22 protein-coding genes are annotated in these 23,851 nt (G+C 42.2%); 12 read left to right on the forward strand and 10 right to left on the reverse strand.

Features of this window, described 5'->3' with window-relative positions; translation table 11 throughout:
* Positions 1 to 20: 20 nt before the first annotated feature.
* The 5 genes from BUC10_RS16625 to BUC10_RS16645 form a co-directional block, all read right to left on the reverse strand.
* A complete protein-coding gene (locus BUC10_RS16625; protein ID WP_073181763.1) occupies positions 21 to 218 on the reverse strand; it encodes a hypothetical protein in 198 nt (65 codons plus the stop codon).
* A gap of 251 nt (positions 219 to 469) precedes the next feature.
* Positions 470 to 2,494: a S9 family peptidase gene (locus BUC10_RS16630; protein ID WP_084732693.1), complete on the reverse strand. Its 2,025-nt coding sequence runs from the start codon at positions 2,492 to 2,494 to the stop codon at positions 470 to 472.
* A gap of 144 nt (positions 2,495 to 2,638) precedes the next feature.
* Positions 2,639 to 3,145, reverse strand: a complete 507-nt coding sequence (locus BUC10_RS16635) for a DUF4136 domain-containing protein (protein WP_245812851.1) — start codon at positions 3,143 to 3,145, stop codon at positions 2,639 to 2,641.
* 78 nt (positions 3,146 to 3,223) lie between these two features.
* Positions 3,224 to 4,225 (reverse strand): GTPase ObgE, encoded by a 1,002-nt coding sequence (obgE, locus tag BUC10_RS16640; RefSeq protein WP_073181767.1) that lies wholly within the window; start codon positions 4,223 to 4,225, stop codon positions 3,224 to 3,226.
* A 52-nt stretch (positions 4,226 to 4,277) separates the two neighbouring features.
* Positions 4,278 to 5,387 carry an adenylate kinase gene (locus BUC10_RS16645; RefSeq protein WP_073181871.1) on the reverse strand — a complete coding sequence of 370 codons (1,110 nt, stop codon included), beginning with the start codon at positions 5,385 to 5,387 and terminating at the stop codon, positions 4,278 to 4,280.
* A gap of 117 nt (positions 5,388 to 5,504) precedes the next feature.
* Here BUC10_RS16645 and BUC10_RS16650 point away from each other — a divergent pair, with 117 nt between their 5' ends.
* The 6 genes from BUC10_RS16650 to BUC10_RS16675 all read left to right on the forward strand — a co-directional run bounded on the left by BUC10_RS16650 (position 5,505) and on the right by BUC10_RS16675 (position 10,585).
* A complete protein-coding gene (locus tag BUC10_RS16650; protein WP_073181769.1) occupies positions 5,505 to 6,659 on the forward strand; it encodes a 5-(carboxyamino)imidazole ribonucleotide synthase in 1,155 nt (384 codons plus the stop codon).
* A gap of 57 nt (positions 6,660 to 6,716) precedes the next feature.
* Entirely contained in the window at positions 6,717 to 7,211 is a 495-nt protein-coding gene (purE, locus tag BUC10_RS16655) for a 5-(carboxyamino)imidazole ribonucleotide mutase (RefSeq protein ID WP_073181771.1), read from the forward strand.
* An 8-nt stretch (positions 7,212 to 7,219) separates the two neighbouring features.
* Positions 7,220 to 7,609, forward strand: coding sequence for a hypothetical protein (locus BUC10_RS16660; protein ID WP_073181773.1), 390 nt, complete (start codon positions 7,220 to 7,222; stop codon positions 7,607 to 7,609).
* Between the two features lie 6 nt (positions 7,610 to 7,615).
* Positions 7,616 to 9,646, forward strand: a complete 2,031-nt coding sequence (locus tag BUC10_RS16665; RefSeq protein ID WP_073181775.1) for a M3 family metallopeptidase — start codon at positions 7,616 to 7,618, stop codon at positions 9,644 to 9,646.
* A 151-nt stretch (positions 9,647 to 9,797) separates the two neighbouring features.
* Positions 9,798 to 10,352, forward strand: coding sequence for a sigma-70 family RNA polymerase sigma factor (locus BUC10_RS16670; RefSeq protein WP_073181777.1), 555 nt, complete (start codon positions 9,798 to 9,800; stop codon positions 10,350 to 10,352).
* 2 nt (positions 10,353 to 10,354) lie between these two features.
* Entirely contained in the window at positions 10,355 to 10,585 is a 231-nt protein-coding gene (locus tag BUC10_RS16675; protein ID WP_073181779.1) for a hypothetical protein, read from the forward strand.
* On the opposite strand, the gene BUC10_RS16680 is transcribed toward BUC10_RS16675, so the two are convergent.
* Positions 10,582 to 11,406, reverse strand: coding sequence for a UbiA prenyltransferase family protein (locus BUC10_RS16680; protein WP_073181781.1), 825 nt, complete (start codon positions 11,404 to 11,406; stop codon positions 10,582 to 10,584). The two genes, BUC10_RS16675 and BUC10_RS16680, sit on opposite strands and share 4 nt — an antisense overlap.
* Positions 11,407 to 11,531: 125 nt before the next feature.
* Between BUC10_RS16680 and gcvP the strand changes: the two genes are divergently transcribed.
* The 4 genes from gcvP (at position 11,532) to BUC10_RS16700 (ending at position 17,113) form a co-directional block, all read left to right on the forward strand.
* Positions 11,532 to 14,384: an aminomethyl-transferring glycine dehydrogenase gene (gene gcvP, locus BUC10_RS16685; RefSeq protein ID WP_073181873.1), complete on the forward strand. Its 2,853-nt coding sequence runs from the start codon at positions 11,532 to 11,534 to the stop codon at positions 14,382 to 14,384.
* Between the two features lie 164 nt (positions 14,385 to 14,548).
* The gene (locus BUC10_RS16690) at positions 14,549 to 15,607 is read left to right on the forward strand and encodes a 3-oxoacyl-ACP synthase III family protein (protein WP_073181783.1); all 1,059 of its coding nucleotides are present in this window, start codon (positions 14,549 to 14,551) and stop codon (positions 15,605 to 15,607) included.
* Positions 15,608 to 15,697: 90 nt separating this feature from the next.
* The gene (locus BUC10_RS16695) at positions 15,698 to 16,222 is read left to right on the forward strand and encodes a class I SAM-dependent methyltransferase (protein ID WP_073181784.1); all 525 of its coding nucleotides are present in this window, start codon (positions 15,698 to 15,700) and stop codon (positions 16,220 to 16,222) included.
* A gap of 36 nt (positions 16,223 to 16,258) precedes the next feature.
* Complete coding sequence (locus BUC10_RS16700; RefSeq protein WP_073181786.1) at positions 16,259 to 17,113, forward strand: glycosyltransferase family 2 protein; 855 nt, start codon at positions 16,259 to 16,261, stop codon at positions 17,111 to 17,113.
* 104 nt (positions 17,114 to 17,217) lie between these two features.
* Here BUC10_RS16700 and pafA read toward each other — a convergent pair whose 3' ends face one another.
* On the reverse strand, positions 17,218 to 18,894 hold the full coding sequence (pafA, locus tag BUC10_RS16705; protein ID WP_073181789.1) for an alkaline phosphatase PafA: 1,677 nt from the start codon (positions 18,892 to 18,894) through the stop codon (positions 17,218 to 17,220).
* A gap of 119 nt (positions 18,895 to 19,013) precedes the next feature.
* Between pafA and BUC10_RS16710 the strand changes: the two genes are divergently transcribed.
* Together BUC10_RS16710 and BUC10_RS16715 are read left to right on the forward strand one after the other, a co-directional pair.
* Positions 19,014 to 19,751, forward strand: a complete 738-nt coding sequence (locus BUC10_RS16710) for an MlaE family ABC transporter permease (RefSeq protein WP_073181791.1) — start codon at positions 19,014 to 19,016, stop codon at positions 19,749 to 19,751.
* Positions 19,751 to 20,518: an ABC transporter ATP-binding protein gene (locus BUC10_RS16715; RefSeq protein WP_073181793.1), complete on the forward strand. Its 768-nt coding sequence runs from the start codon at positions 19,751 to 19,753 to the stop codon at positions 20,516 to 20,518. Before BUC10_RS16710 ends, BUC10_RS16715 begins: the two co-directional genes overlap by 1 nt.
* A 27-nt stretch (positions 20,519 to 20,545) precedes the next feature.
* On the opposite strand, the gene BUC10_RS16720 is transcribed toward BUC10_RS16715, so the two are convergent.
* The 3 genes from BUC10_RS16720 to BUC10_RS16730 are packed head-to-tail and all read right to left on the reverse strand — an operon-like array spanning position 20,546 to position 23,731.
* Entirely contained in the window at positions 20,546 to 22,000 is a 1,455-nt protein-coding gene (locus tag BUC10_RS16720) for a DUF389 domain-containing protein (protein ID WP_073181795.1), read from the reverse strand.
* A gap of 3 nt (positions 22,001 to 22,003) precedes the next feature.
* On the reverse strand, positions 22,004 to 23,083 hold the full coding sequence (locus BUC10_RS16725; protein WP_073181797.1) for a mannose-1-phosphate guanylyltransferase: 1,080 nt from the start codon (positions 23,081 to 23,083) through the stop codon (positions 22,004 to 22,006).
* Positions 23,084 to 23,104: 21 nt separating this feature from the next.
* Positions 23,105 to 23,731, reverse strand: coding sequence for a SprT-like domain-containing protein (locus BUC10_RS16730; protein ID WP_073181799.1), 627 nt, complete (start codon positions 23,729 to 23,731; stop codon positions 23,105 to 23,107).
* Positions 23,732 to 23,851 lie beyond the last annotated feature (120 nt).

Raw genomic sequence — 23,851 nt, forward strand, 5'->3', positions numbered from 1 at the left:
CTTTTGCCAGAAAGGTCTGGTTAAGCTTCTTTCTTATAAGAAAGTGAGCATGTCCGTCCAGATTTCAGGAATGGAATCCACAGGAAGGACAGTCCAACATAAAAAATGGGGAAGTAATCGTTATGTTCCCATGCATTGAATTTGCCATAAAGGCCCGCTACTGTGGCCAATACTCCCAAAACAAATATTGTTTTTTGAACTTTACTAAGATTTTTCATTTTGAAACTTTTAACTGTTACTACCGCTACACAAGGATATCAACAATTATGGATATCAATAATTTTGCTATCGCAATCATGGTTTCCGGTTTAAATTCAAGGTAAAAGTAAGCTGATACAGTCCGTTTTGAAACCATATTATGGCCAGTGGTAAAATTCAGCGCATAAACGGCAAAACCACCTTCCAAAGATTCTCCAAACAAAAAAAAAGGGCCCTAAACAGGCCCTTTTCTTTACGTTTTTGAGAGGATTTAGTCCTTCAACGGTTGCGGTATTTCTTCTTTGCCCAAGTGTTTGGCGTAAAAGCCCATCATTGATTTATAGAGCTCCAAACGGTTTTCCTCCTTACCAAACCCATGACCTTCATCATACTTCACCATATAGGGAACATCGAAACCTTTCTTACGCAAGGCACCTACAATCTGATCCGACTCGTCAATATTTACTCTTGGATCATTGGCTCCTTGAACTACAAACAAGGGTTTTTTGATTTTGTCAATCTGATACACCGGAGAAACTTCTTCCATGATTGCCTTTTCTTCGGCAACATCCTCATCATACCAAATCTCCTTAATGATTTTCAAATAGGGTTTCCAATATGGGGGAATTGTTTTCATAAAAGTGAAAAGATTGGATACTCCAACATAGTCAACCCCACAGGTGTAGAGGTCTGGAGTCTTGGTTAATCCGCGCAAAACCGCATAACCTCCATGACTACCACCATAAATTGCGGCCTTATCACCGTCTACCCAACCCTGGTCTATAACATATTGAAGCCCATCCTCTACATCGTCCATTGCCTTTCTACCAATCTGTTTGAATCCAGATTCAAGGAATTCCCTTCCATATCCCCCAGAAATCCTAAAATTAACCTGTAGGGTGGCGTATCCTCGACTGGCGAACAGCTGTGACTCAGGGTTAAAACCCCAAGAATCACGGATACCTTGAGGACCGCCATGTGGATTCACAATGACCGGCACCTTTTCGCCCGCCAGTGCTGCTTTGGGCAAGGTTATGTAGCCATGAAGGGTGATGCCATCACGGCTTTTGAAAGTTATTGGTCGCATTTCGGACATGTCCTCCTCTTTGAGCTGTGGCATGGTGTTGTACAACTCCGTTAGTTCATTTTTTGCCGCATCATAGGCATAATAGATGCCATAGAGTTTATCACTGTCCACATACACCATCTTTAGGTTCTCATCTTCAGAGCTATCCAAGACCCGATACTGTTTTCCGGGAAGCTCCTCTTTTATCTTAGCATCCAACTTCTTATAATCAGCACTCATGGGAACCATCTCGCTCTTTTCGCCTTCAAAGGAAAAGTAGTCCAATTCGTAATTGCGTTTTCTTGAAAGTCCCATGCCCTGAACATCATATTGGTCATTGGCGTAAACCTGTTTTATAGTTTTGTCCTGTTTCAGGTCGTAAAGCACAATTTGGGCCTTGTCGCTTTCTAGATTGGTAAGCACATAGGCATCGTGAGGGTTTTCAGTGGCATAGTTGAAACTTTGAATTGCAAAATTGTCCTTCCAATTAAGGCTTTTAAGAATCTGGTAACCTCCATTACCATCTTCATAGAACAAATCTTGCTCCACCCCATCCCTAATTCTGGTAAATGCCTTTAGGTTACCATCTTTATCAAAATTATATCCAAAAATTGGGTTATTGGGGTCATCATTGGTGTAAAGTTGTGTAGACTCACCAGTTTTCAAGTTGATTTTATAGGGCTCAAATACTTGTGGGTTGTTTTTGTTCATGGAAACGATAATATGTTCCTTGTCCTCCCTTAGCAATTCAGACATCTGTGCACGTACGCCATCATGTGGCGTAAGGTCCTTGAGGTTACTGCCATCCAAATCAACCACATAAATATGGTAATTCTCATCCCCTCCTTTGTCCATGGAAAAATAAAGTTGGTTCTCGTTTAACCATCCATAACCGCGTACCAGTTCATCTTTTTCTTCGATAGCTCTTTTTACATCTCTCGTGGCGATGTTTTTTACGTAAATGTGCTGTTTTCCATTTTCATCACTCTCCCTATAGGAAAGGTATTTTCCGTCTGGGGAAAATCGAAATGTAAAGGCCTTGGGATTGGCAAAGTAATCCTCTACCGTGTATCGATAATCTCCTTCATCCAATTTTGCCAATGCAATCAATTCATCGTTGGAGCTTACCAGGGTGGTATCTCCAGGTTTTTCCTGAGCGGATAGGAATGATCCCGCAAGCAGGAAAAGGGCGACCAAATAGACCCCTTTGAAGTTAAATCTAGTTTTCATGACTGTTTTAGAATTATTAGTGTTCGTAAGAAAATTGAAGTTAATCTTCTAGATAAGACTTAATCCAGAACCATTTGTTACATTTTTTTGGAAAAAGTTGAATGCCAAGGGAATGTTTCGCCATCCACCAATGCGATGAGCTTGTTACTTTTTATCAGGCGGAAATTTGGAAAATACTTTTTTAATCACGGCCCTAAGTCGATCTTCCCTTACACTTGGTGATGCATTTTCCCGATAACCACTCTCGCTATTGGCTTGCCAGAACAATGCATCTTTTTGGGCGTCTACAAAGTCAAACTGGATTTCCCGTTGGATACCAGAATTTCCCAACGGCAATCCAACGGAAACACCTCCACCTACATTCCTTCCTGTTCCGCCAATTCCCACACCTACGGAGTTGTTGGGTGTATTCCTAAACTGGCTGCTAAGAATATTAATATAGAAATCGGGTTCTTCGGCCAACAGATAGCCCTTGGATTGTAAAGTGGAATCCAATATCCTTACCAAGCGTTTCTCATCCAATTGACTTAGGCCCGATTCGATATCGGAAAAGTAGTTGTAGCTGGTATAATTGGAAAAATCGGTAGTCTTGTCGTAATCATAATTTACACGGACTCCTGCGCAAGAAACCAGCAAACACAGAACAAACATGGGGTATAGGTATTTCATAGCTGCACGGAATACCTTTAAAATTAATCAATATTTGTCTTGGAAGCACAAAAAGTGCTCTTATTCGTTCAACAGCGTCCAGAGCCTATCTTTTAACTCTTGGATGCCCTGTTGGGCAACGGATGATATAAATAAGTAAGGTATGTCTTTTAAATCCTTATCCAGTTCCACCCTCATTTCATCCATGAGTTCCTCATCCAGCATATCACTCTTGGAAATTGCCACCAATCGTTCCTTATCCAGCAACTCGGGATTATAGCGTCTCAACTCATCCAACAAAATTTCATACTCCCGAGAGATATCCTTACTGTCAGCCGGAATAAGGAAAAGTAGGGTAGCATTGCGCTCAATATGTCTTAGAAAATAATGTCCCAATCCCTTTCCTTCTGCGGCACCTTCAATAATCCCCGGAATATCGGCCATTACAAAACTTCTAAAATCCCGATACTTGACGATACCCAGATTGGGTTTAAGCGTGGTAAACTCATAGTCGGCAATTTTGGGTTTTGCCGATGTCATCACAGAAAGTAGGGTGGACTTGCCCGCGTTGGGAAATCCGACCAAACCTACATCCGCCAACACCTTAAGCTCTAGGGTCACTTGAGATTCCTGACCCGGAATACCCGGTTGCGCATAGCGCGGGGTTTGATTCGTAGGGCTTTTAAAATGCCAGTTCCCCCTTCCACCTTTGCCGCCTTCAAGGACTATACGTTCTTCTTGATCTTCGGTAATTTCAAAAAGTATGGTATTGGTAGCTGTATCCCTTACCACAGTTCCCAAGGGTACTTCCATAAAAACGTCAGAACCATCGGCTCCAGAGCTTCTATTCTTACTGCCATGCTCCCCATGGCCGGCCTTAAAGTGTTTTTGGAACTTAAAATTTATGAGAGTCCAAAGGTTTTTATTGCCTTTTACAATAACATGGCCTCCTCGGCCTCCGTCACCCCCATCAGGTCCTCCTTTGGTGATATATTTTTCGCGGTGGAGATGCACAGAGCCTTTTCCTCCATTTCCAGAGGAAATATGCACTTTTACATAATCAACAAAGTTACCCTCGGTCATAGTGTAGTTTTGGGCAGCCCCCCATCAATTGAAATAATTTGAAAAGTCTTATCTAGCCCAAGGCATCAATCACTTCGGCCAGTCTACTGGTAATATCCGTAATTTCACCGATACCATTGACGGAATGAAACTTGCCCTGCTTTTCGTAGTAGGCTTTTAGTGGGGCCGTTTTTTCATTGTACTCATCAAATCGGTTTCGAATCTTACCCTCATCCTGATCATCGGAACGGCCACTTTCCTTGCCACGTTCGAGGAGCCGAGCTACCAGAACGTCGTCATCAGCTTCTAAGGCAATAGTGGCATTGACATGCATGTTTCTGGACTCAAGGAAGTTATCCAAAGCTTCGGCTTGAGCGGCAGTTCTAGGAAATCCATCGAAAATAAACCCTGCAGCTTCCGGGTTCTTTTCCACTTCATCTTTCAGCATGTTTATGGTCACCTCATCGGGAACCAAATCTCCACGATCTATGTACGATTTGGCCAAGATGCCCAATGCTGTCCCATTCTTGATATTGTACCGAAAAACATCTCCCGTTGAAATATGTTTTAAATTGTATTTGTCCTTTAAAACCCCTGCTTGGGTTCCTTTTCCTGCTCCTGGCTTTCCAAAAAGCACTAGGTTAATCATACTTGCTTGGTTTAGTTGATATACTCCTCTTAAGTTTCTTCCCAATTCGTTATAATCCAGACCATACCCCACGATAAAATCATCAGGGATTTCCAGACCCACATAATCAATACTGTATTCGCCGTTGTACACTTCCGATTTATAGAAAAGTGATGCAATCTTGAATTCTTTTACATTGGTTCCAGAAAACAAGTGAACCAACTGTTTAAGGGTCCTTCCAGTATCAATTACATCCTCCAGAATTATTACACTCCTGCCTTCAATATTCTCCGGAACATCCAACAAGCTTTCCACAATTCCTGTTGATGTCAGACCTTGGTACGAACTAAGTCGCACAAAAGACACCTGACAAGGATGTGGATATGCCTTCAAAAAATCCGACACAAACATAAAGGCACCATTGAGCACTCCCACAAATATGGGCACCTCATCTTTGTAGTCGGCAGCAATTTGAACAGCCATCTTTTTAACAGCCGCCAGAATTTGCTCTTCCCCTAGATAAGGCTTAAACACCTTGTCATGAAGCTTAATCAATTGGTCATCAATTTTATCAGGTTGGCAAAGATAACATTTTTGGGGTGGTTTACCCCTGCGTGCTTTTATTGCTTGAAGGAATTCCCGTATTTTTGACCTCATTCCAATTTTTGATTCATGCATTATTTCTCTTCCCCATTTAAACTAGGTATTTTAGGAGGGGGACAACTGGGCAAAATGTTGTTGTACGAAACCCGAAAATGGGACATTCAAACCAAAGTAATGGATGCCTCGCCAGAAGCACCTTGTAAAATTGCGTGTAATGAGTTCGTCTTAGGTAGTTTGATGGATTTTGACGCCGTATATACTTTTGGCAAAGATGTGGATGTGCTCACGATAGAAATTGAAAATGTCAATGTGGATGCCCTTGAAAAGTTGGAAGACGAAGGGGTAAAGGTATTACCGCCCACCAAAACACTTCGCACCATTCAGAATAAGGCCACCCAGAAACTGTTTTACACGGACAACGGTATTCCAACTGCGCCATTTAGTCGATTTGCCTACACCAGTGAAATCGAGGATAGTATTGCCAATGGAGGGCTCCAACTCCCATTTGTATGGAAAAGTGCACAGTTTGGTTATGATGGACAAGGGGTTAAAGTGGTAAGAACCAAAGAAGACCTAAACGGATTGCCCAACGTGGAATGCATCGCAGAGGAAATGGTGGATTTTAAGCATGAGCTTGCCGTAATTGTGGCTCGAAACACATCAGGTGAGGTTTGCACCTATCCGGTAGTGGAAATGGAATTTCACCCAGAAGCTAACCAGGTAGAATATGTTATTTGTCCAGCCCGGATTTCAGAAGCCGTTGCCAACAAAGCTACCGAAGTGGCGCTAAAAGTTTCGGACAAGATGGAACAGGTTGGATTATTGGCTGTGGAACTTTTCCAGACCCAAGATGATGGGATATTGGTCAATGAAGTTGCACCAAGACCACATAATAGTGGTCACTACAGTATTGAAGCAAGCTATACCAACCAATTTGAACAGCATATTCGCGCAATTTTAGGACTTCCCTTAGGGAACACGGATAGTAAGGTTGCCGGTATCATGGTGAATCTGGTTGGAGCGGAGGGACATACTGGTGATGTGGTTTATGAGAACATGGAAACGATTCTGAAGATGGATGGAGTAACCCCGCATATCTATGGAAAAAAACAGACTCGTCCCTTCCGAAAGATGGGACATGTCACTATTGTGGATAAGGACATTAAAAGAGCCAGGGAAGTGGCCCAACACGTAAAGGAAACTATTAAGGTAACAAGTAAATAAGCACTTAGTTTCTTTTTTCTTACGAAGAGATTTTTTGAGTTTTAAATATTAGATCATATGAAAAAGGTAGCCGTAATTATGGGAAGTACAAGCGACCTTCCAATCATGCAGGACGCGGTAGATATCTTAAAAGGCTTTGATATCGATGTTGATGTCGACATTGTTTCTGCCCACCGTACCCCCGAAAAACTATTCGATTTTGGAAAAAACGCTCATAAAAACGGTTATGCTGTAATTATTGCAGGAGCAGGCGGGGCCGCACATCTGCCTGGCATGGTAGCTTCATTATCACCGCTACCGGTAATAGGGGTACCCGTAAAAAGTAGTAATTCTATTGATGGATGGGATTCCGTTCTTTCCATTCTACAAATGCCTGGAGGAGTTCCCGTTGCCACCGTTGCATTGGACGGAGCCAAAAATGCAGGTATTTTGGCGGCTCAGATCATAGGCAGTTCCGACAAGTGTGTGATGGACAAAATAGAAATCTACAAAAAAGGCTTAAAAGAGAAAGTAATAAAAGGAGCGGAAGAAGTAAAAGGAAGCAGTAAATAACGCATTTGATGCTTGGCTTAAGCTACAATGAAATCGGCATTCTGCTGGGCCTCTTTGCCCTTGGTTTTCTTTTTTTGATTCAAAAAAGAATACCCAACAACATAAAATATATTTGGAAAGGTGCCGTATTATGCTTTGTGCTCTACGTCATTATTCTTGTTTTTGTTGAAATTCGCTGGTATTATATCAGTGAGCATGCTAGAAGCTTTGACCTAAACAACAATGGCTTTGTTGACTTACATGAATATAACGAAGAAGCTTTGGCCGCGATGAATAAGATGACCCAGGACACCGCTAAAAACTTTGCATGTGTCACTGTTGGCATGTTGTCAGCAGCGATTTCATTTTCCTATGTGTTAGTGGAATTCGTTTTAATTCGCTTCAAAACAAAAAAATAAACATAAATGAACAATCCCCTACTCAAATCCTTCGATGCGGCACCGTTCGAGCAGATCAAGAACGAGCATTTTAAACCTGCTTTTCTTGAAGCAATCGAAAATGCCAAGAAGGAAATAAACGACATTGCTGAAAATTCCGAGACCCCAACCTTTGAAAACACACTTGAAGCTCTGGATTTTTCGGGCAGGCAATTAGACCGTATCTCAAGTATTTTTTTCAACCTGAATTCTGCGGAAACCAATCCCGAAATCCAAAAAATCGCCCAGGAGGTTTCACCCCTACTATCCGAATTCAGTAACGATATCACCCTAAACGAAAACCTGTTCCAAAGAATTAAATCCGTTTACAACCAACGGGAACAACTATCCCTCAACCCTGAGCAAAGCACCCTTCTAGAAAAGCGCTACAAGAGCTTTAGCAGAAATGGGGCAAATCTTAACGATAAGGACAAAAAAAGACTTCGCGAGATTGATGCAGAACTCTCAAAGCTCAAATTAAAGTTTGGGGAAAACGTTCTGGCAGAGACCAATTCCTTCGAATTGCTTTTGACCAATGAGGAAGACCTAAAGGGGCTCCCAGAGGGAGCAAAAGAAGCAGCTGTCCAATTGGCTAGGTCCAAGGACAAGGAGGGCTGGTTGATTACCTTGGATTATCCCAGCTATATTCCTTTTATGAAATATGCCGAGAACCGGGAGCTACGGAAAAAGCTGTCACTTGCCTTTGGAAGCAAGGGTTTTCATCAAAATGAATTGGACAACCAAGAAAATGTGCTTCAAATCGTTGCACTTCGTCATGAAAGAGCCAACTTGTTGGGATATGACACACATGCCAATTTTGTGCTGGAAGAACGCATGGCAGAAACCCCGGAAAAGGTGACAGGATTCCTAGATGAGCTATTGGAAAAAGCTAAACCGGCGGCCGAAAGGGAATTTGAACAACTGACCTCCTTTGCCCAAGAATTGGATGGTATTGAAAAGTTAGAGAAGTGGGACAGTGCCTACTATTCTGAAAAATTGAAGCAAAAACTGTTCAATCTAGATGACGAAAAACTTAAGCCCTACTTTAAGCTGGAAAATGTCATCGCTGGAGTTTTCAAAGTGGCCGAAAAGCTGTTTGGACTCACATTCAATGAGGTTTTCAACGTGGAAAAGTACCACGAAGAGGTTAAAACTTATGAAGTATATGATGATGATTCCAATTTCATTGCCCTATTTTATGCTGATTTCCACCCTAGGACCGGCAAACGTGGCGGTGCATGGATGACCTCATACAAACCTCAGTATACGATTACTGGCGAAAATAGCAGACCACATATCTCCAATGTGTGTAATTTCACAAAGCCTACAGAAACCAAACCTTCCTTGCTAACTTTTAACGAGGTAACCACACTTTTTCATGAGTTTGGACACGGTTTGCATGGAATGCTGGCCAATACGGTGTATCCAAGTCTTTCCGGCACATCCGTATTCTGGGATTTTGTAGAACTGCCCAGTCAGATTATGGAGAACTGGTGTTATGAAAAAGAGGCCCTGGAACTTTTTGCATTCCATTATGAGACAGGTGAGGTCATACCTATGGAACTGGTTCAAAAAATTAAGGAATCTGCCACATTTCAAGAAGGCATGGCCACTTTGCGTCAATTGAGTTTTGGTTTTTTGGACATGGCTTGGCATGGCACAGACCCTATGGGAATAACCGATGTAAAAGCTTATGAGGTAAAGGCCTTTGAGAGCACCTCCCTTTTTCCTGAGACCTCAGAAACCTGTATGAGCACGGCCTTTTCCCATATTTTTCAAGGCGGGTATTCCTCTGGATATTACAGCTATAAGTGGGCAGAGGTGCTGGACGCAGATGCGTTTGCCTATTTTAAGGAAAATGGCATATTCAATCCAACCATAGCACAAAAATTCAAAGATCATGTGCTTTCACGGGGAGGCACGGAAAATCCGATGACACTTTACAAAAGGTTTAGGGGCGCAGAACCAAAAATAGAGCCCCTTTTGGAACGGGCTGGATTGATAAAAAAGACTGCATAGGGATTCTAAAAAATTGATTGACACTTTGTTAATCTTAACCTAAAGTAAAAGTCCATGAACTTTTCGTGATACTTTTTTTGGTCGTTTGTAATGGACAATACATGAAATCATTAACTAAAATCCATTACTTTTGGTACTTCTTGAAAAAAATATGCCAGCTTACGAACTCCATCCCGATACTTGGGTAGATCAATATGCCGATTATCTTTTCAACTATGCAGTAGCTCGTGTGAGTGATGCCGAGATTGCAAAAGATTTGGTGCAGGAAACTTTTTTTGCAGGGCTTAACTCAGCCAAAAACTATAAAGGTGATGCTGCGGAAAGAACTTGGCTTGTGGCCATACTCAAACGTAAGGTTATTGATCATTATCGAAAAATAAACTCAAAAAAAGGAAAAGCGGAAGTTCGTGTAAATTATAGTTCTAGTTCAGATTCTGAAGGAGATTGGTTGGAGGAACAGGTAGCCGACCCGTTTAGCAAGGATGGGGACAGCTCTATTGAAAACGAAGAATTGGGATTGGCTATTCAGGAATGTATCTCCAAACTTCCCAAAAAACAATCTTTGGTATTTAATATGAAGACGATACAAGGAATGAGCACCGAAGATATTTGTAATGAATTGGGAATAAATCCGTCCAACCTTTGGGTAATGATCCACAGGGCGCGAACCGCACTTATGGGTTGCCTAAATGAAAATTGGTTTTAGCTATGAAGATTTCATGTGAGGAAGCATCACAAATATGTAATAAGTCGCAATATAAAGAAGCAGGTTTTTGGCAAGTCCTAAAGCTTCGCCTTCATGTTCTTACCTGCAAAACTTGTGCTAAATTCACCAAAAAAAATACGGCCTTCACCTCCTTGTGCGAAAAAGCCAATCTCCAAGTGCTTTCAGAAAGTGAGAAAGAGGCTATGCGTAAAGATTTGGAAAAACATCTTTAGAGCAGTTTCCCCAGACCCCACAGTAAAATTGCCCACAAAATAGGCAGACTCTCCACCCAGAACGACGCAAAGTAGCGTTTTTTCATATTGCCTTTATAAACAAACATCATCATGAGGGTCAAGGCGATAAAGAGTCCAGCTAGAATTTCAACCAGACCTAATTCATCTTTTAAGAAAGGGATAAGGCAAAATATGACACTTAAAATCATTCCAAGTTGCCTGGTTCTTTGCTCGCCATACACTTGAGGCAGGGTTCTGAGCTCCGGATTATCCCATTGTAGGTCCCGAATCTCAAAGGGCAAGAGCAAAGCCAGCACCAATATAAAACGCTGGAAAATAAGAACATAAACATCCCAATCAAAAACTCTATCAGAGTCCAAAACAGGAAGCACTATAGTAAAACCAGACCATACCAGTGCAACGATAAAAATTTTAAGCCCTCCCAAACTTCTCAGGTTGCGAGTTTGCGGCAACAATGGCACTGCATATAGAGACGATATCAAACCCAAAATCAAAATTCCCCACCACAGTTTTGCTTCTAATTTTAGTAAAAAGTAAACAGCAAATCCAAAACACAAAAAACTAAAGATTTGTATAATCCTATGGTACAGATTGGATACCATAAGGTACTTCTCCGCCTCCACACCATATTTAATAAAATTGTAGCATACAATTGTTCCACCCAATGCAACTCCCAATAAACTGTAATTTATGGGAATGTTCAAGGTTTGGCAGGATACCACCAAAAGCGCCACCACTGCTAAAGCTACATGAATACTGGCATTGAGGTAAAAATCAAAAATCAATTTCAGGAATCGCATTGAACAAAGTTCCCACTTTTTACGCAAACGTTAATGGGTGGTTAACAACTTGGATTTGGAGCTTATCAAAATCCGATGTTTTCAATGAATTTATCCCTAATTTTGTGCACTTTATTGAATTGAAAATGAATACAGACGTGTTTGCCTCAAGGCATATTGGGATTACCCAAAAAGACCTAAACCCCATGTTTGAAACTATTGGTGTCGACAACATGGAACAATTGATTCAAGAAACCATTCCGGATGACATCAGATTGAAGGAACCACTGAACCTGCCCCAAGGCATAAGCGAGCACGAATTTTTGACACATGTTCAAGAGCTTGCGGATAAAAACAAAGTTTTTAAAAGTTACATCGGTTTAGGATACCACGAAAGCCTAACCCCATCCGTAATCAAACGAAATATCTTGGAAAATCCCGGTTGGTATACGGCCTATACGCCTTATCAAGCAGAAATTGCCCAGGGAAGATTGGAGGCCTTACTAAACTTTCAGACTATGGTAAGCGATCTCACTGGTATGGAATTGGCCAACGCCTCCCTTTTGGATGAGAGTACAGCGGCCGCCGAGGCCATGACCATGCTATTTGATGTACGGTCCAGGCAACAAAAAAAGGAGGGCGTGGTCAAATTTTTTGTGTCCGAAGAGATACTACCACAAACCTTGAGTTTACTCCAGACCAGGTCTAATCCCATTGGTATAGAATTGGTCGTAGGCAACCACGAAACCTTTGATCATGGTTCCGATTTTTACGGAGCGATCCTGCAATATCCAGGAAAGCATGGTCAAGTAGACGATTATGCTGAATTTGTCCAAAAAGCCAAAGCTAATGATATCAAAGTTGCTGTAGCTGCCGATATTCTAAGTTTGGTTATGTTGACCGCCCCGGGCGAATGGGGCGTTGATGTGGTAGTTGGCACGACCCAAAGATTTGGAATCCCCCTCGGATATGGCGGCCCTCATGCAGGTTTTTTTGCCACCAAAGAGGACTATAAAAGGAGCATCCCAGGACGAATTATTGGAGTGACCAAAGACACGGATGGGAATCCAGGTCTACGAATGGCGCTGCAAACACGCGAACAGCATATAAAAAGGGACAAAGCCACTTCCAACATTTGTACAGCTCAGGTACTGCTGGCCGTTATGGCAGGAATGTATGCGGTATATCATGGCCCTGAAGGGCTTAAATATATCGCCAACAAAGTTCATGACCGTAGCAAAATCCTTAGTGATTTTTTGTCAGAAGTTGGTTTTGAACAGCTTAACAAGGTATATTTCGACACCTTGAAATTCAGGGTTAGGGATGTTAAGAAATTAAGAGAAATCACCGAAGCTTCTGGAATCAACCTTAACTATATTGATGAGGAAACAGTTTCCGTTTCAATCAACGAGGCCTTCTCCAAGGACGACCTTAAGCATTTGGTTGACTGTTTCATGAAAAGTCAGGATGTGAAATCCGACAAAACCTTTGAAACTTCAACGACGCAAATTCTTCCGGAATCCTTACAAAGGAAGACTCCTTTCCTAGAGCATGAGGTATTCAATTCCTACCATTCGGAAACAGAATTGATGCGTTATATCAAAAAGTTGGAGCGCAAGGACTTGGCCTTGAACCATTCCATGATTTCCTTGGGAAGCTGCACTATGAAATTAAATGCCGCTTCGGAAATGCTTCCGCTAAGTTCGGCCAAATGGGGTAATATTCACCCTTTTGTTCCATTGGACCAAGCTCAGGGATATCAGGCAATGCTCAAGGAACTGGAATCCCAACTTAATGTGATCACAGGTTTTGCGGGAACTTCGCTTCAACCCAATTCAGGCGCGCAAGGTGAATATGCTGGACTTATGACCATAAAAGCGTATCACGAATCTCGTGGCGAAAACCACAGAAACATCTGTATTATTCCTGCATCTGCGCATGGCACCAATCCTGCTTCCGCAGTAATGGCCGGAATGAAAGTTGTCGTTACCAAAACTGATGAACATGGAAATATTGATGTTACCGATCTAGAGGAGAAAGTACAGTTGCATTCAGATAATCTGGCGGCATTGATGGTCACCTACCCTTCCACCCATGGGGTATTTGAGTCTTCAATTAAACAAATCACCCAGTTAATCCATGAAAATGGAGGTCAGGTATATATGGACGGTGCAAATATGAATGCGCAAGTGGGGCTTACAAATCCCGCTACCATTGGAGCAGATGTATGCCACCTGAACTTGCACAAAACATTTGCGATTCCACATGGCGGAGGGGGCCCAGGTGTAGGGCCAATTTGTGTCGCCGAGCAGCTTAAGCCCTTTTTGCCCACCAACCCTGTGGTGGCCACGGGTGGGGATCAGGCCATTACAGCTATCTCAGCAGCTCCTTGGGGCAGCGCTTTAGCATGCCTAATTTCTTATGGTTATATTAAAATGTTGGGCACCGAAGGGCTTACCGAGGCCACCAAAATTGCCATCCTTAATGCAAATTACATCAAAGACCGTTTGAAAGGGAAGTTTGATGTACTGTATACTGGTGAAAGAGGTAGAGCTGCACATGAAATGATCATAGACTGCAGGCCTTTTAAGGCGCATGGTATTGAAGTAACAGATATTGCGAAGCGATTGATGGATTACGGATTCCATGCACCCACGGTTTCTTTTCCGGTAGCGGGAACGATAATGATAGAACCTACTGAAAGTGAAAGTCTTGCCGAATTAAATCGATTCTGCGGGGCAATGATTTCGATTCGTGAAGAAATTGACGAAGCCAGTGCAAATGAACCCAACAATGTGCTGAAAAATGCACCCCATACCCTGGCCATGATCACCAGTGATGATTGGGAATATCCATACAGTCGCCAAAAAGCCGCCTTCCCGCTTCCCTATGTGGCTGAGAATAAGTTTTGGCCTAGTATCAGACGAACGGATGAAGCCTTTGGGGATCGTAATTTAATCTGTACCTGTACACCTATCGAGGCGTATGCGGAAGCATAGGCACAACCTTATATTTACATGCAAAAGGCCTTGGTTTCTTACCGATTCCAAGGCTTTTTCTTATCATATTAACTCAGAAGCAGCTGTTGGACATCGTATCATTTGTTATGCGTGCATAACAATGAACCTGCAATGGCTTAACTTCATACTATCAAAACCTCAACATGAAAATTGGAATCACTGGGACAGGAAGTTACATTCCTACCGTAACCACCAAAAATGAAGATTTCCTATCCCATAACTTTCTTGATACCGACGGAAAAGATTTTGCCCACGAGAACACCGTAATTATCGAAAAATTTAAGGCCATTACCGGAATCTCCGAACGTAGATACGCCCAACCGGAGCTCAATACGTCGGATTTGGGCTACTTGGCTTCCGAAAAAGCAATAGCAGATGCTGGTATTAACAAGGAAGAGCTAGACTACATCATCTTCGCCCACAATTTTGGGGATTTAACGCCCGGTAAAATCCAAGGCGATACCTTACCTAGTTTGGCCACAAGGGTGAAACATCTTCTCAAAATAAAAAACCCAAACTGCGTGGCTTACGATATGATCTTTGGCTGCCCCGGCTGGGTGGAGGGAATGATACAGGCCAAAGCCTTTATTCAAAGTGGAATGGCAAAGAAATGCTTGGTCATTGGTGGTGAAACACTATCCAGAGTAGTGGACAAACACGATCGCGACAGCATGATCTATTCCGATGGTGCAGGAGCAGCAATAATTGAAGCAAATCCGAACTCAGGAGAGATCCTCGGCCATGCTAGTGCCACCTACGCCAATGGCGAGGCCTATTATCTCTTTTTTGATAAGACTTATGATGAGGATGGGTGTTCGGATACCCGGTATATTAAAATGCATGGACGCAAAATCTACGAATTTGCATGCACCCATGTACCACAGGCCATGAAGGATTGTTTGGATAAGAGTGGTACCTCCATAGATGAAGTAAAAAAAATATTCATTCACCAGGCCAATGAAAAAATGGATGAAGCCATTATAAAGAGACTCTACAGACTTTATAAAAAAGAAGCACCTGAAGGCATTATGCCCATGAGCATCCACAAATTGGGTAACAGTTCTGTTGCTACGATTCCCACATTATACGATTTAGTCCGAAATGGAGAGTTGGAAAACCACGAAGTTCAAAAAGGAGATGTCGTGATGTTTGCCAGCGTTGGAGCTGGTATGAACATAAATGCAATTACCTACAGGGTATAGTATAATTCTACTCGGACCCCCTGGAGTTTGTTAATGCTCATCAATCCATAAAATTTAGGATTTGTTATTTGTTTTGCTGAATTTTGGTCGATGTACGAAAACAACTTTCCCAATAAACGTTACAGGCATACTTTAGAATTTCTACAAAAGCATATAGCCCCTGATGAGGCTATTTTGGATTTAGGAGTGGAGAATCCATTTTCGGATATCATGAAATCCAACGGGTATCAGGTCACGAATACCCAAGGAGAAGATTTGGATGTCGATTTCTCCGTGGTAAGTGAAGCTAATGCTGATGTGGTTACGGCTTTTGAGATATTTGAACATTTGGTGGCCCCTTTTAATGTGCTAAGGGAAATAAAGTCCAAAAAACTTGTGGCCAGCATCCCAATGCGACTGTGGTTTTCGACTGCCTACCGAAGCAAGACCGACCCTTGGGACAGACACTATCACGAGTTTGAGGACTGGCAATTTGATTGGGTATTGGAGAAAGCGGGATGGCATATCAAGGACACTGCCAAATGGACCAACCCCACCAGGAAGATAGGTCTTAGGCCTTTGCTAAGGTTATTTACACCAAGATACTATATCGTTTATGCCGAACGGGACCAATGATTGGGAATTCTGAATTGTTTTTTGGAATTTTAGCGCATGCGTATTAGCATTATCATCCCGGCACATAACGAGGAAGTCTTTCTCAAAGACTGTTTGGATTCCTTCGTTGGTCAACAGCATAGGCCGGATGAACTTATCCTTGTAGACGACAATTCTTCCGATAACACTTTTAATATTGCCTCAGCATACGCAGCAAAACATAAGTGGATTAAAGTGATTCAACATGAATCCCAAAACCAGCATATCCCTGGAAAAAAGGTGGTGGACGCTTTCAATTATGGGTTAAGCCGTGCTTCCTCTTACGATCTTATCGGAAAGTTTGATGCGGATGTTGTACTCCCAACCAATTATTTTGAAGCCATCCTCAATCATTTTCAGAGCAATTGGAAACTGGGTATGTGCTCGGGCTTGCTGCACATCCTTAAACAAGGGAAGTGGGTTTATGAACCCATAGCGGACAAAAACCATGTCAGAGGGCCCATAAAACTCTACCATAAAGCCTGTTTTAAAAAAATTGGAGGATTGAAACCCGGGATAGGTTGGGACACTGTTGATGTACTTTTGGCCCAATACCATGATTTTGAAGTACAAACTGATAAAACCTTACAGGTAAAGCACCTTCGTCCAACGGGACATGGCTATACGGTAAAAAAGAGACAGCTAAAGGGCGAAGCCCTTTACAAAATGCGCTATGGGATTGTTTTGGCTAAACTTGCAGCCCTAAAAATGGCCTGGCAATCCAAAAGTCCTTCACTTTATTTCCAAACCGTTCTCGGATTTATCAGGGCGGTTTTCCTTAGACCCGAACGGTTTGTCAATCCAGCAGAGGGCGGGTTTATCCGTAAACTAAGATGGCAAGGAATTCTTTCCAAACTTAAGTCAGAACTTTGATTTAAACGTGCCTAAGGCTGAACAGAAAACCTTTATCCTGACCAGCAAGGATCCTGCTAATCACTGGACCCATCATATGACCGAGGTCCTCTCAAAGACAAGAGCTATTCCAACACCTCAACAATAGGTCTACCGGTGGCTCCATTTGGAAAGGCCATTCCCAACAAAGCAGTAATAGTAGGGGCAATATCTGGGATTTCTGTGCGATTGTTTGTACTCCCTTTTTTGATTCCCTTTCCAAAAAATAGCAAGGGAACATGAGTGTCATAAATCATAGGAGTACCATGTGAGGAACCTGTTTCCGGGTAGGAAATAAAACCAGGTCGAGCAACAAACAGAATATCTCCTGATCGCTTTTGGTTAAATCCGTTCTGTAAAATATAAGGGATTCCCGTTGTGTAATGGTTTTGCCACATTTGACTTCCGGTAAAGACTTGGTTGACCTGATCGTATCCCAACAGCTCCATGGCAATTTCTTCCTGGGCATCATCTAAATCAATATCCAAATTATGAATTACCTTATGATCCAAGAAGACTTGATAATTAGAAATATTCTTGACTACATCCGTTGTACCGTATTTATATTTAAGAAACTCCGTAAACCTCAATTTCATAGCATCCAAATCAAGATAGCCTGCCGGAATATGTTGATCCCTTAAGTAGGCCGGAACGTTAATTGCCCCATGGTCTGCTGATAAAAACACCGTATAATTACCAGAACCCACTTTCTCATCCAATTTGGTTAAGATGCGCTCCAAATCCTTATCTAGTTGTAAATAGGTATCCTGAACCTCCTTAGAGTTCACACCAAATTTATGACCCACATAATCAGTACTTGAAAAGCTAATGGCGAGAAAATCCGTGATGGCATCCGTCCCCAGGGATTCGTGCTCTAGGGCTTCCAACGCAAAATCTGCAGTTATGCTGTTTCCATAAGGTGTGAACTTAATAATTTCAAAATCCTTGGTTTTGCTCAACATGTTTGGGGTATCGTGAGGAAATGTAGGTGTGGTTTCATCCTCAAACAATCCCTCGTAGGAATTATTGTCCAAGCCACTTTCCTGATACAACGAAATATCTTTTAACGTGGTCCAAGCTTTTTTGTATTCCTGAACCCTCCCAGATGTATTAAAATCTTTCACCCATTGTGGTAGATCATTCATATAAAAGGAACTGCTTATCCATTTGCCCACATCACCTCCCTCAAACCAGTATGCAGCATTGGCCATATGTCCGCCCGGTAATACCGCTCCACGATCTTTCAGGGCCACGGCAATTACCTTACCTCTCTTTTGGGTATGCAGTCGAAGTTGGTCGGTCATTGTTGTGGTCAACATTCTGTGAGGAGACATTTTACCCGCATTGGAAGCTGACCCAATGGAATTATACCTTTCGTCAGAAGCACAGTACACCTCCTGATCACTTTCCCGGTCATACCAATTGTTACCAATAATTCCATGGGTTGCAGGCGTAGTACCAGTATATACCGATGCATGGCCCGGGCCCGTGCTGGTAGGGGCATAATTAAAGTGGTGGTTTTTACAGTTGAACCCATCCCGTACCATGCGTTTAAAACCACCTTCTCCATAGTGGCCCCAGAAACGGGTAAGGTAATCGTATCGCATTTGATCTACCACGATACCCACTACCAATTTAGGGGTTTGGGCGATTTGTACTTCGGGTGCAGTTACTTCCTGTGTCTTTTTCCCACGGCGTTGCGCGTTCGAAAAAGTGGTTGCAAACAGCAGTAAAAGAACTAAAAATTGACTGGCTTTTTTCATGTAATCAATTTGACTGAATGGCAACAAAACTATTCAAAATATCAGTTTAAAAACTTTAAATGAAGGTTAAATGCACGTCATTATTCTTATTTTTATGGCTGCAAGTCTATTTTTGGCGCATGAAATACCTTGAAGCGATTGGGAAATATTTCATTATGGTATATGAAGTATTTAAGAAACCCACCAAGTGGCCAATCATGAGATCCCTTATTTTAAAGGAAATCGATGAGTTGATTTTCGGATCTTTGGGTATCATTATTTTTATCGCATTCTTTATTGGTGGGGTTGTGACCATTCAGACCGCATTAAACCTCAATAGTCCATTTTTACCTAAAAGTCTTATCGGTTTTGCCACAAGGCAATCTGTGATTTTAGAGTTTGCCCCTACCTTTACCTCAATCATTATGGCCGGAAAGGTAGGCTCGTATATCACCTCAAGCATTGGAACAATGAGAGTTACAGAGCAGATTGATGCCTTGGAGATCATGGGTGTAAATTCTTTAAACTATCTGGTTTTTCCCAAGATAACAGCCATGCTTATGTACCCTTTTGCCGTTGCTATTGCCATGTACGTGGGTATCTTGGGTGGATGGATTGCAGCTGTTTTTGGTGGTTACGCCCCAAGTGGAGAGTTTATAAAAGGTTTGCAAATGGATTTTGAATCCTTCCATGTCACCTATGCATTTATCAAAACACTGGTATTCGCATTTGTAATTGCCACAGTCCCATCGTATCATGGTTTTTATATGCGTGGAGGGGCATTGGAGGTAGGCAAGGCCAGTACAACAGCCTTTGTATGGACCAGTGTGGTTATCATTATTCTCAATTATATACTTACACAATTAATGCTAGGCTGATGATTGAAGTGGAAAATGTTCATAAATCGTTTGGAGACACCCATGTACTTAAGGGTATTACCACCTCTTTCGAAGACGGAAAGACCAATTTGGTAATTGGCCAAAGTGGTTCCGGGAAAACAGTTTTTTTAAAGTGTCTTTTAGGTCTTTTTGAACCCGAAGAAGGCCAAATTTGTTACAATGGCCAGTTTTATTCTGAACTTTCCACTAGTGAACGAAGGGATTTACGGCAGGAAATGGGTATGGTATTTCAAGGAAGTGCCCTCTTTGATTCCATGACCGTTGAGGGGAACGTAATGTTTCCTTTGGATATGTTCACCAAACAAAGCAAGGCCGAAATGCAGGATCGGGTGGATTTTGTCCTGGAACGCGTTAACCTTATTGATGCACATAAAAAGTTTCCTTCGGAAATATCCGGGGGAATGAAAAAACGGGTTGCCATTGCCCGCGCCATCGTAATGAATCCCAAATACCTCTTCTGCGATGAGCCCAACTCTGGGTTGGACCCTAAAACTGCTATATTAATTGATAACCTCATTCAGGAAATTACCAGGGAATATAACATCACAACGGTAATCAACACGCACGACATGAACTCCGTAATGGAAATTGGGGAGAAAATTATTTTTCTGAAAGACGGTTTTAAGGAATGGGAAGGGACCAACAAAGAAATCTTTAAAACGGACAATGAGGCCGTTACCAATTTTGTGTATTCTTCCGAATTGTTCAAAAAGGTACGACAAATGTACATTGAAGAGCGGAATTAAAGGTATATACACCTTGCACCTGACACCTTAATCCGCCTCCTTGACGACCAGTGTGGAATCTTGCAACCGTAGCTTTAACCAAGCTGTCATTTTTTTGGATTCAGTCTCTTTTTGATTTTGCCGAACCCCCTCTTTCCATTTCACCTCGAAAACAGGAATGGTATCGAGTTTTTTAAAATCGGTCTGCATCTGGTACGAAAAGCCCAAGGCCTCAATACTTGAATAGTTTGCTTTGGCTTCAGCACTAATATTTTGAAATGGTATCTGTTTTCCCACATTTTTGGTCAAGGTAGCTACTTCTTCCTCTAAAAGTCTAATTTGCTCATCTTTGGTTAAGAGTTCGGCCTTATTTTTCTCGTACAGCTCGCTGACATAATTGAATTTTTCTTGGGAATCGTCCTTTCCTCCTTGCAGAATTCTAAACTCAGCATCTTTAAGGCGGGAGTACTCGCTTTTTTGCACCCGCCATGTACTGATGATATTTTCAGGAATCAACTCATCACCCATGCAGACCAGCTCTATCAACGGGGATTTCCCTTCAGCGTATTCAATTTTGGTTAAATTGTCCACATATCGACCTGCAGCATTGAATTGATAAACCTCGATAGTTTCTTTTAGAAATTCCTGGGCCTGTTTCTTAAAAAGCGATTCCTGAAATACTTGGTAAAAGGTGAAACCGGCAGGAATCATTACGGCAATGCCCGTAAGTGATGCAGCTCTGGCGATCAACCGTCTGCGTTGAGAGTTCGCGTAGCGTACCATTGGGAAACGCAAAAACTTGATGACCAGAAAAGTGGCCAGTCCAATAAAAATTGTGTTTATAATAAACAAGTACATAGCTCCCGCGGCATACCACGGCTTGCCGATAGCAAGTCCAAATCCAACAGTGCACAATGGAGGCATCAAAGCTGTCGCAATGGCCACACCGAAAATTACACTGGCAATGGTACCTTTCTTGGCCCGTGCAATAACCAAGGCAAGACCTCCAAAGAAGGCAATCAGGACATCTCGAATGTCAGGTTTGGTCCTCGCCAAAAGTTCAGAGGATTCGTCACGAAGTGGAAATAGATAAAAGAACAAAAAAGCAGTGATCACACTTAGGACCACCATTACCGTGAAATTCTTTACCGACCTGCGTAGGGTATCAATATCATTGATGGCCAAAGAAAGTCCCATCCCAAGAATTGGACCCATCAGTGGCGAGATCAACATCGCACCAATCACAACAGCTGTCGAGTTGGCGTTCAGTCCAACGGATGCAATAAAAATGGAGGAAATCAAAATCCATGAGGTATGCCCCTTAAATGGGATATCCGCAATGATGGATTCTTTGGTGGCTGCTGCGTCCGTGTTGGTTCGGATTTCCAACAATTCGGACAAGAACTTTTTCACACTCCCTAAAAGACCTTTAAAATCCTTTTTTACCTCGTCTCCGCTATCGGGTGTTGGGTTATCCCCATTTGTAAACAAATGCTCGCTCATGTATTAGGCATACTGGTCTCCAAATTTCTCTTTGACCTCGTTCAATACTTTTTTAATATCCTGCTGCTTGGATTTTGGATAAATCAGCAACACTTCTTCCTTGTCCACTATAATATAGTTCTCCAAACCATCAACAACGATAATTTTCCCCTTGGGCAACCTAATCATGTTACCATGCGCATCGTGTAAAAGGGTTTTACCGTTTACCACCGCATTTTCCTCAGCATCCTTGTCCAATTTTTCATACAATGCCCCCCAAGTACCCAAATCGTTCCAATCAAAAGTGGCCGGAAGTGTAAATATGGATTTGGATTTCTCCAAGATAGCATAATCAATGGAAATGTTGTCTGCTTTGGGGTAGTTTTCGTTGATAAAAGCCTGTTCCTCCAAAGTATTATAGCAAGAAAAACCTTTCTGGAACAAAGCAAATTGTTCAGGCTGATAAGCCCTAAATGCATTTACAATGGTCTCCACACTCCATATAAATATTCCTGCATTCCACAAAAAATTGCCCTGGGCCAAAAACTCTTTTGCCGTTTCATAATTCGGTTTCTCCCTAAATTGGGACACCTTTTTTAGGTTTTTTCCACTTCCTTTTTCAAATTCAATGTAACCAAAACCAGTATTTGGGTAAGTGGGCTTAATTCCTAGGGTACAGAGCACCTGCTCCTCTTCACATTTGTCAAAGCAAGCCTTCACATTATCCTCGAAAGCTTGTTCATCTTCAATCCAATGATCACTTGGTGCCACGATCATAACCGCATTGGGGTTCATTTTTTGGATTTTTAGGGAGGCGTACAAAATGCATGGAGCCGTGTTTCGCATGGCAGGCTCCAAAACCACCTGTTTTTGGGTAACATCGGGCAACTGCTCCAGCACCAAATCGTTGTAGCGTTCATTGGTCAAAATCAAAATATTCTCGGTGGGAACAAACCGATTCAGTCGATCAAAAGTTTTTTGGATAAGCGTTTTCCCAGCTCCCAGCATATCATGGAATTGTTTTGGGTAAGCCGAAGTGCTCACAGGCCAAAAACGGGACCCTACCCCTCCTGCCATCAAAATGGCGTAATAATTTTTGTTCATGCTGAATCGCTATTTATAAGTTTAAAATGGTGGTTCCAAATCTGAGGCTTGATGTACCAATTCCACCTCGGCATTGGGTTGGAACAAATATAATCTTCCTGTAGCCAATTCCGTACATTCATAACGCTTTACCTTTTTATTCCCTTTCCGGAACAACCTGCCATTGTATAATCTAAATGTGCTCCCCATAGGAATTTCATAAACATAACTTTTATTTCGTTCTTCTGGGTCATAAGTCTTTAGGGCAATGGATAAACGCGCATCCGTGCTGCTACTGGCCTTGGGATTTTTAAAATGATGGGCGATTATGGGTAACAATTGCGATGGGAATATCTCAGGCCTTATAAAGGGTATCATGAGATGCTGAAAAGTTCGTTTCCATTCCTGTCCATGCGGCTTGATACGTCTTCCAAACTTCTCGAAGGCCACCAAATGTGCAATTTCATGAATCAAGGTAATTAAGAACCTGTATTTATTCAGCGAAGCATTTACGGTGATTTGGTGCATACCGCCTGGCAATCTCCTGTAGTCGCCATGACGGGTTACCCGGTGATTTACAATCTTTAGATGTACCTCAAACTTTTTGATGAGATCTAAGCATGGAACAACAGCCCGTTCCGGAAGGTATTTCTGTAAAGCAGCTTCCACTGCAACAAAACTAAGGGTTTATTGCCTAGTGTAAAAGCCATCAAAAATTACTATCTTCAACAAGAACATTAGTCCAACCACCACACTATTGTCTTGTCCTCTACCGGATGAGCAGTTCCT

The sequence above is a fragment of the Flagellimonas flava genome, assembly GCF_900129665.1.
GTDB classification, from domain to species: domain Bacteria; phylum Bacteroidota; class Bacteroidia; order Flavobacteriales; family Flavobacteriaceae; genus Flagellimonas; species Flagellimonas flava.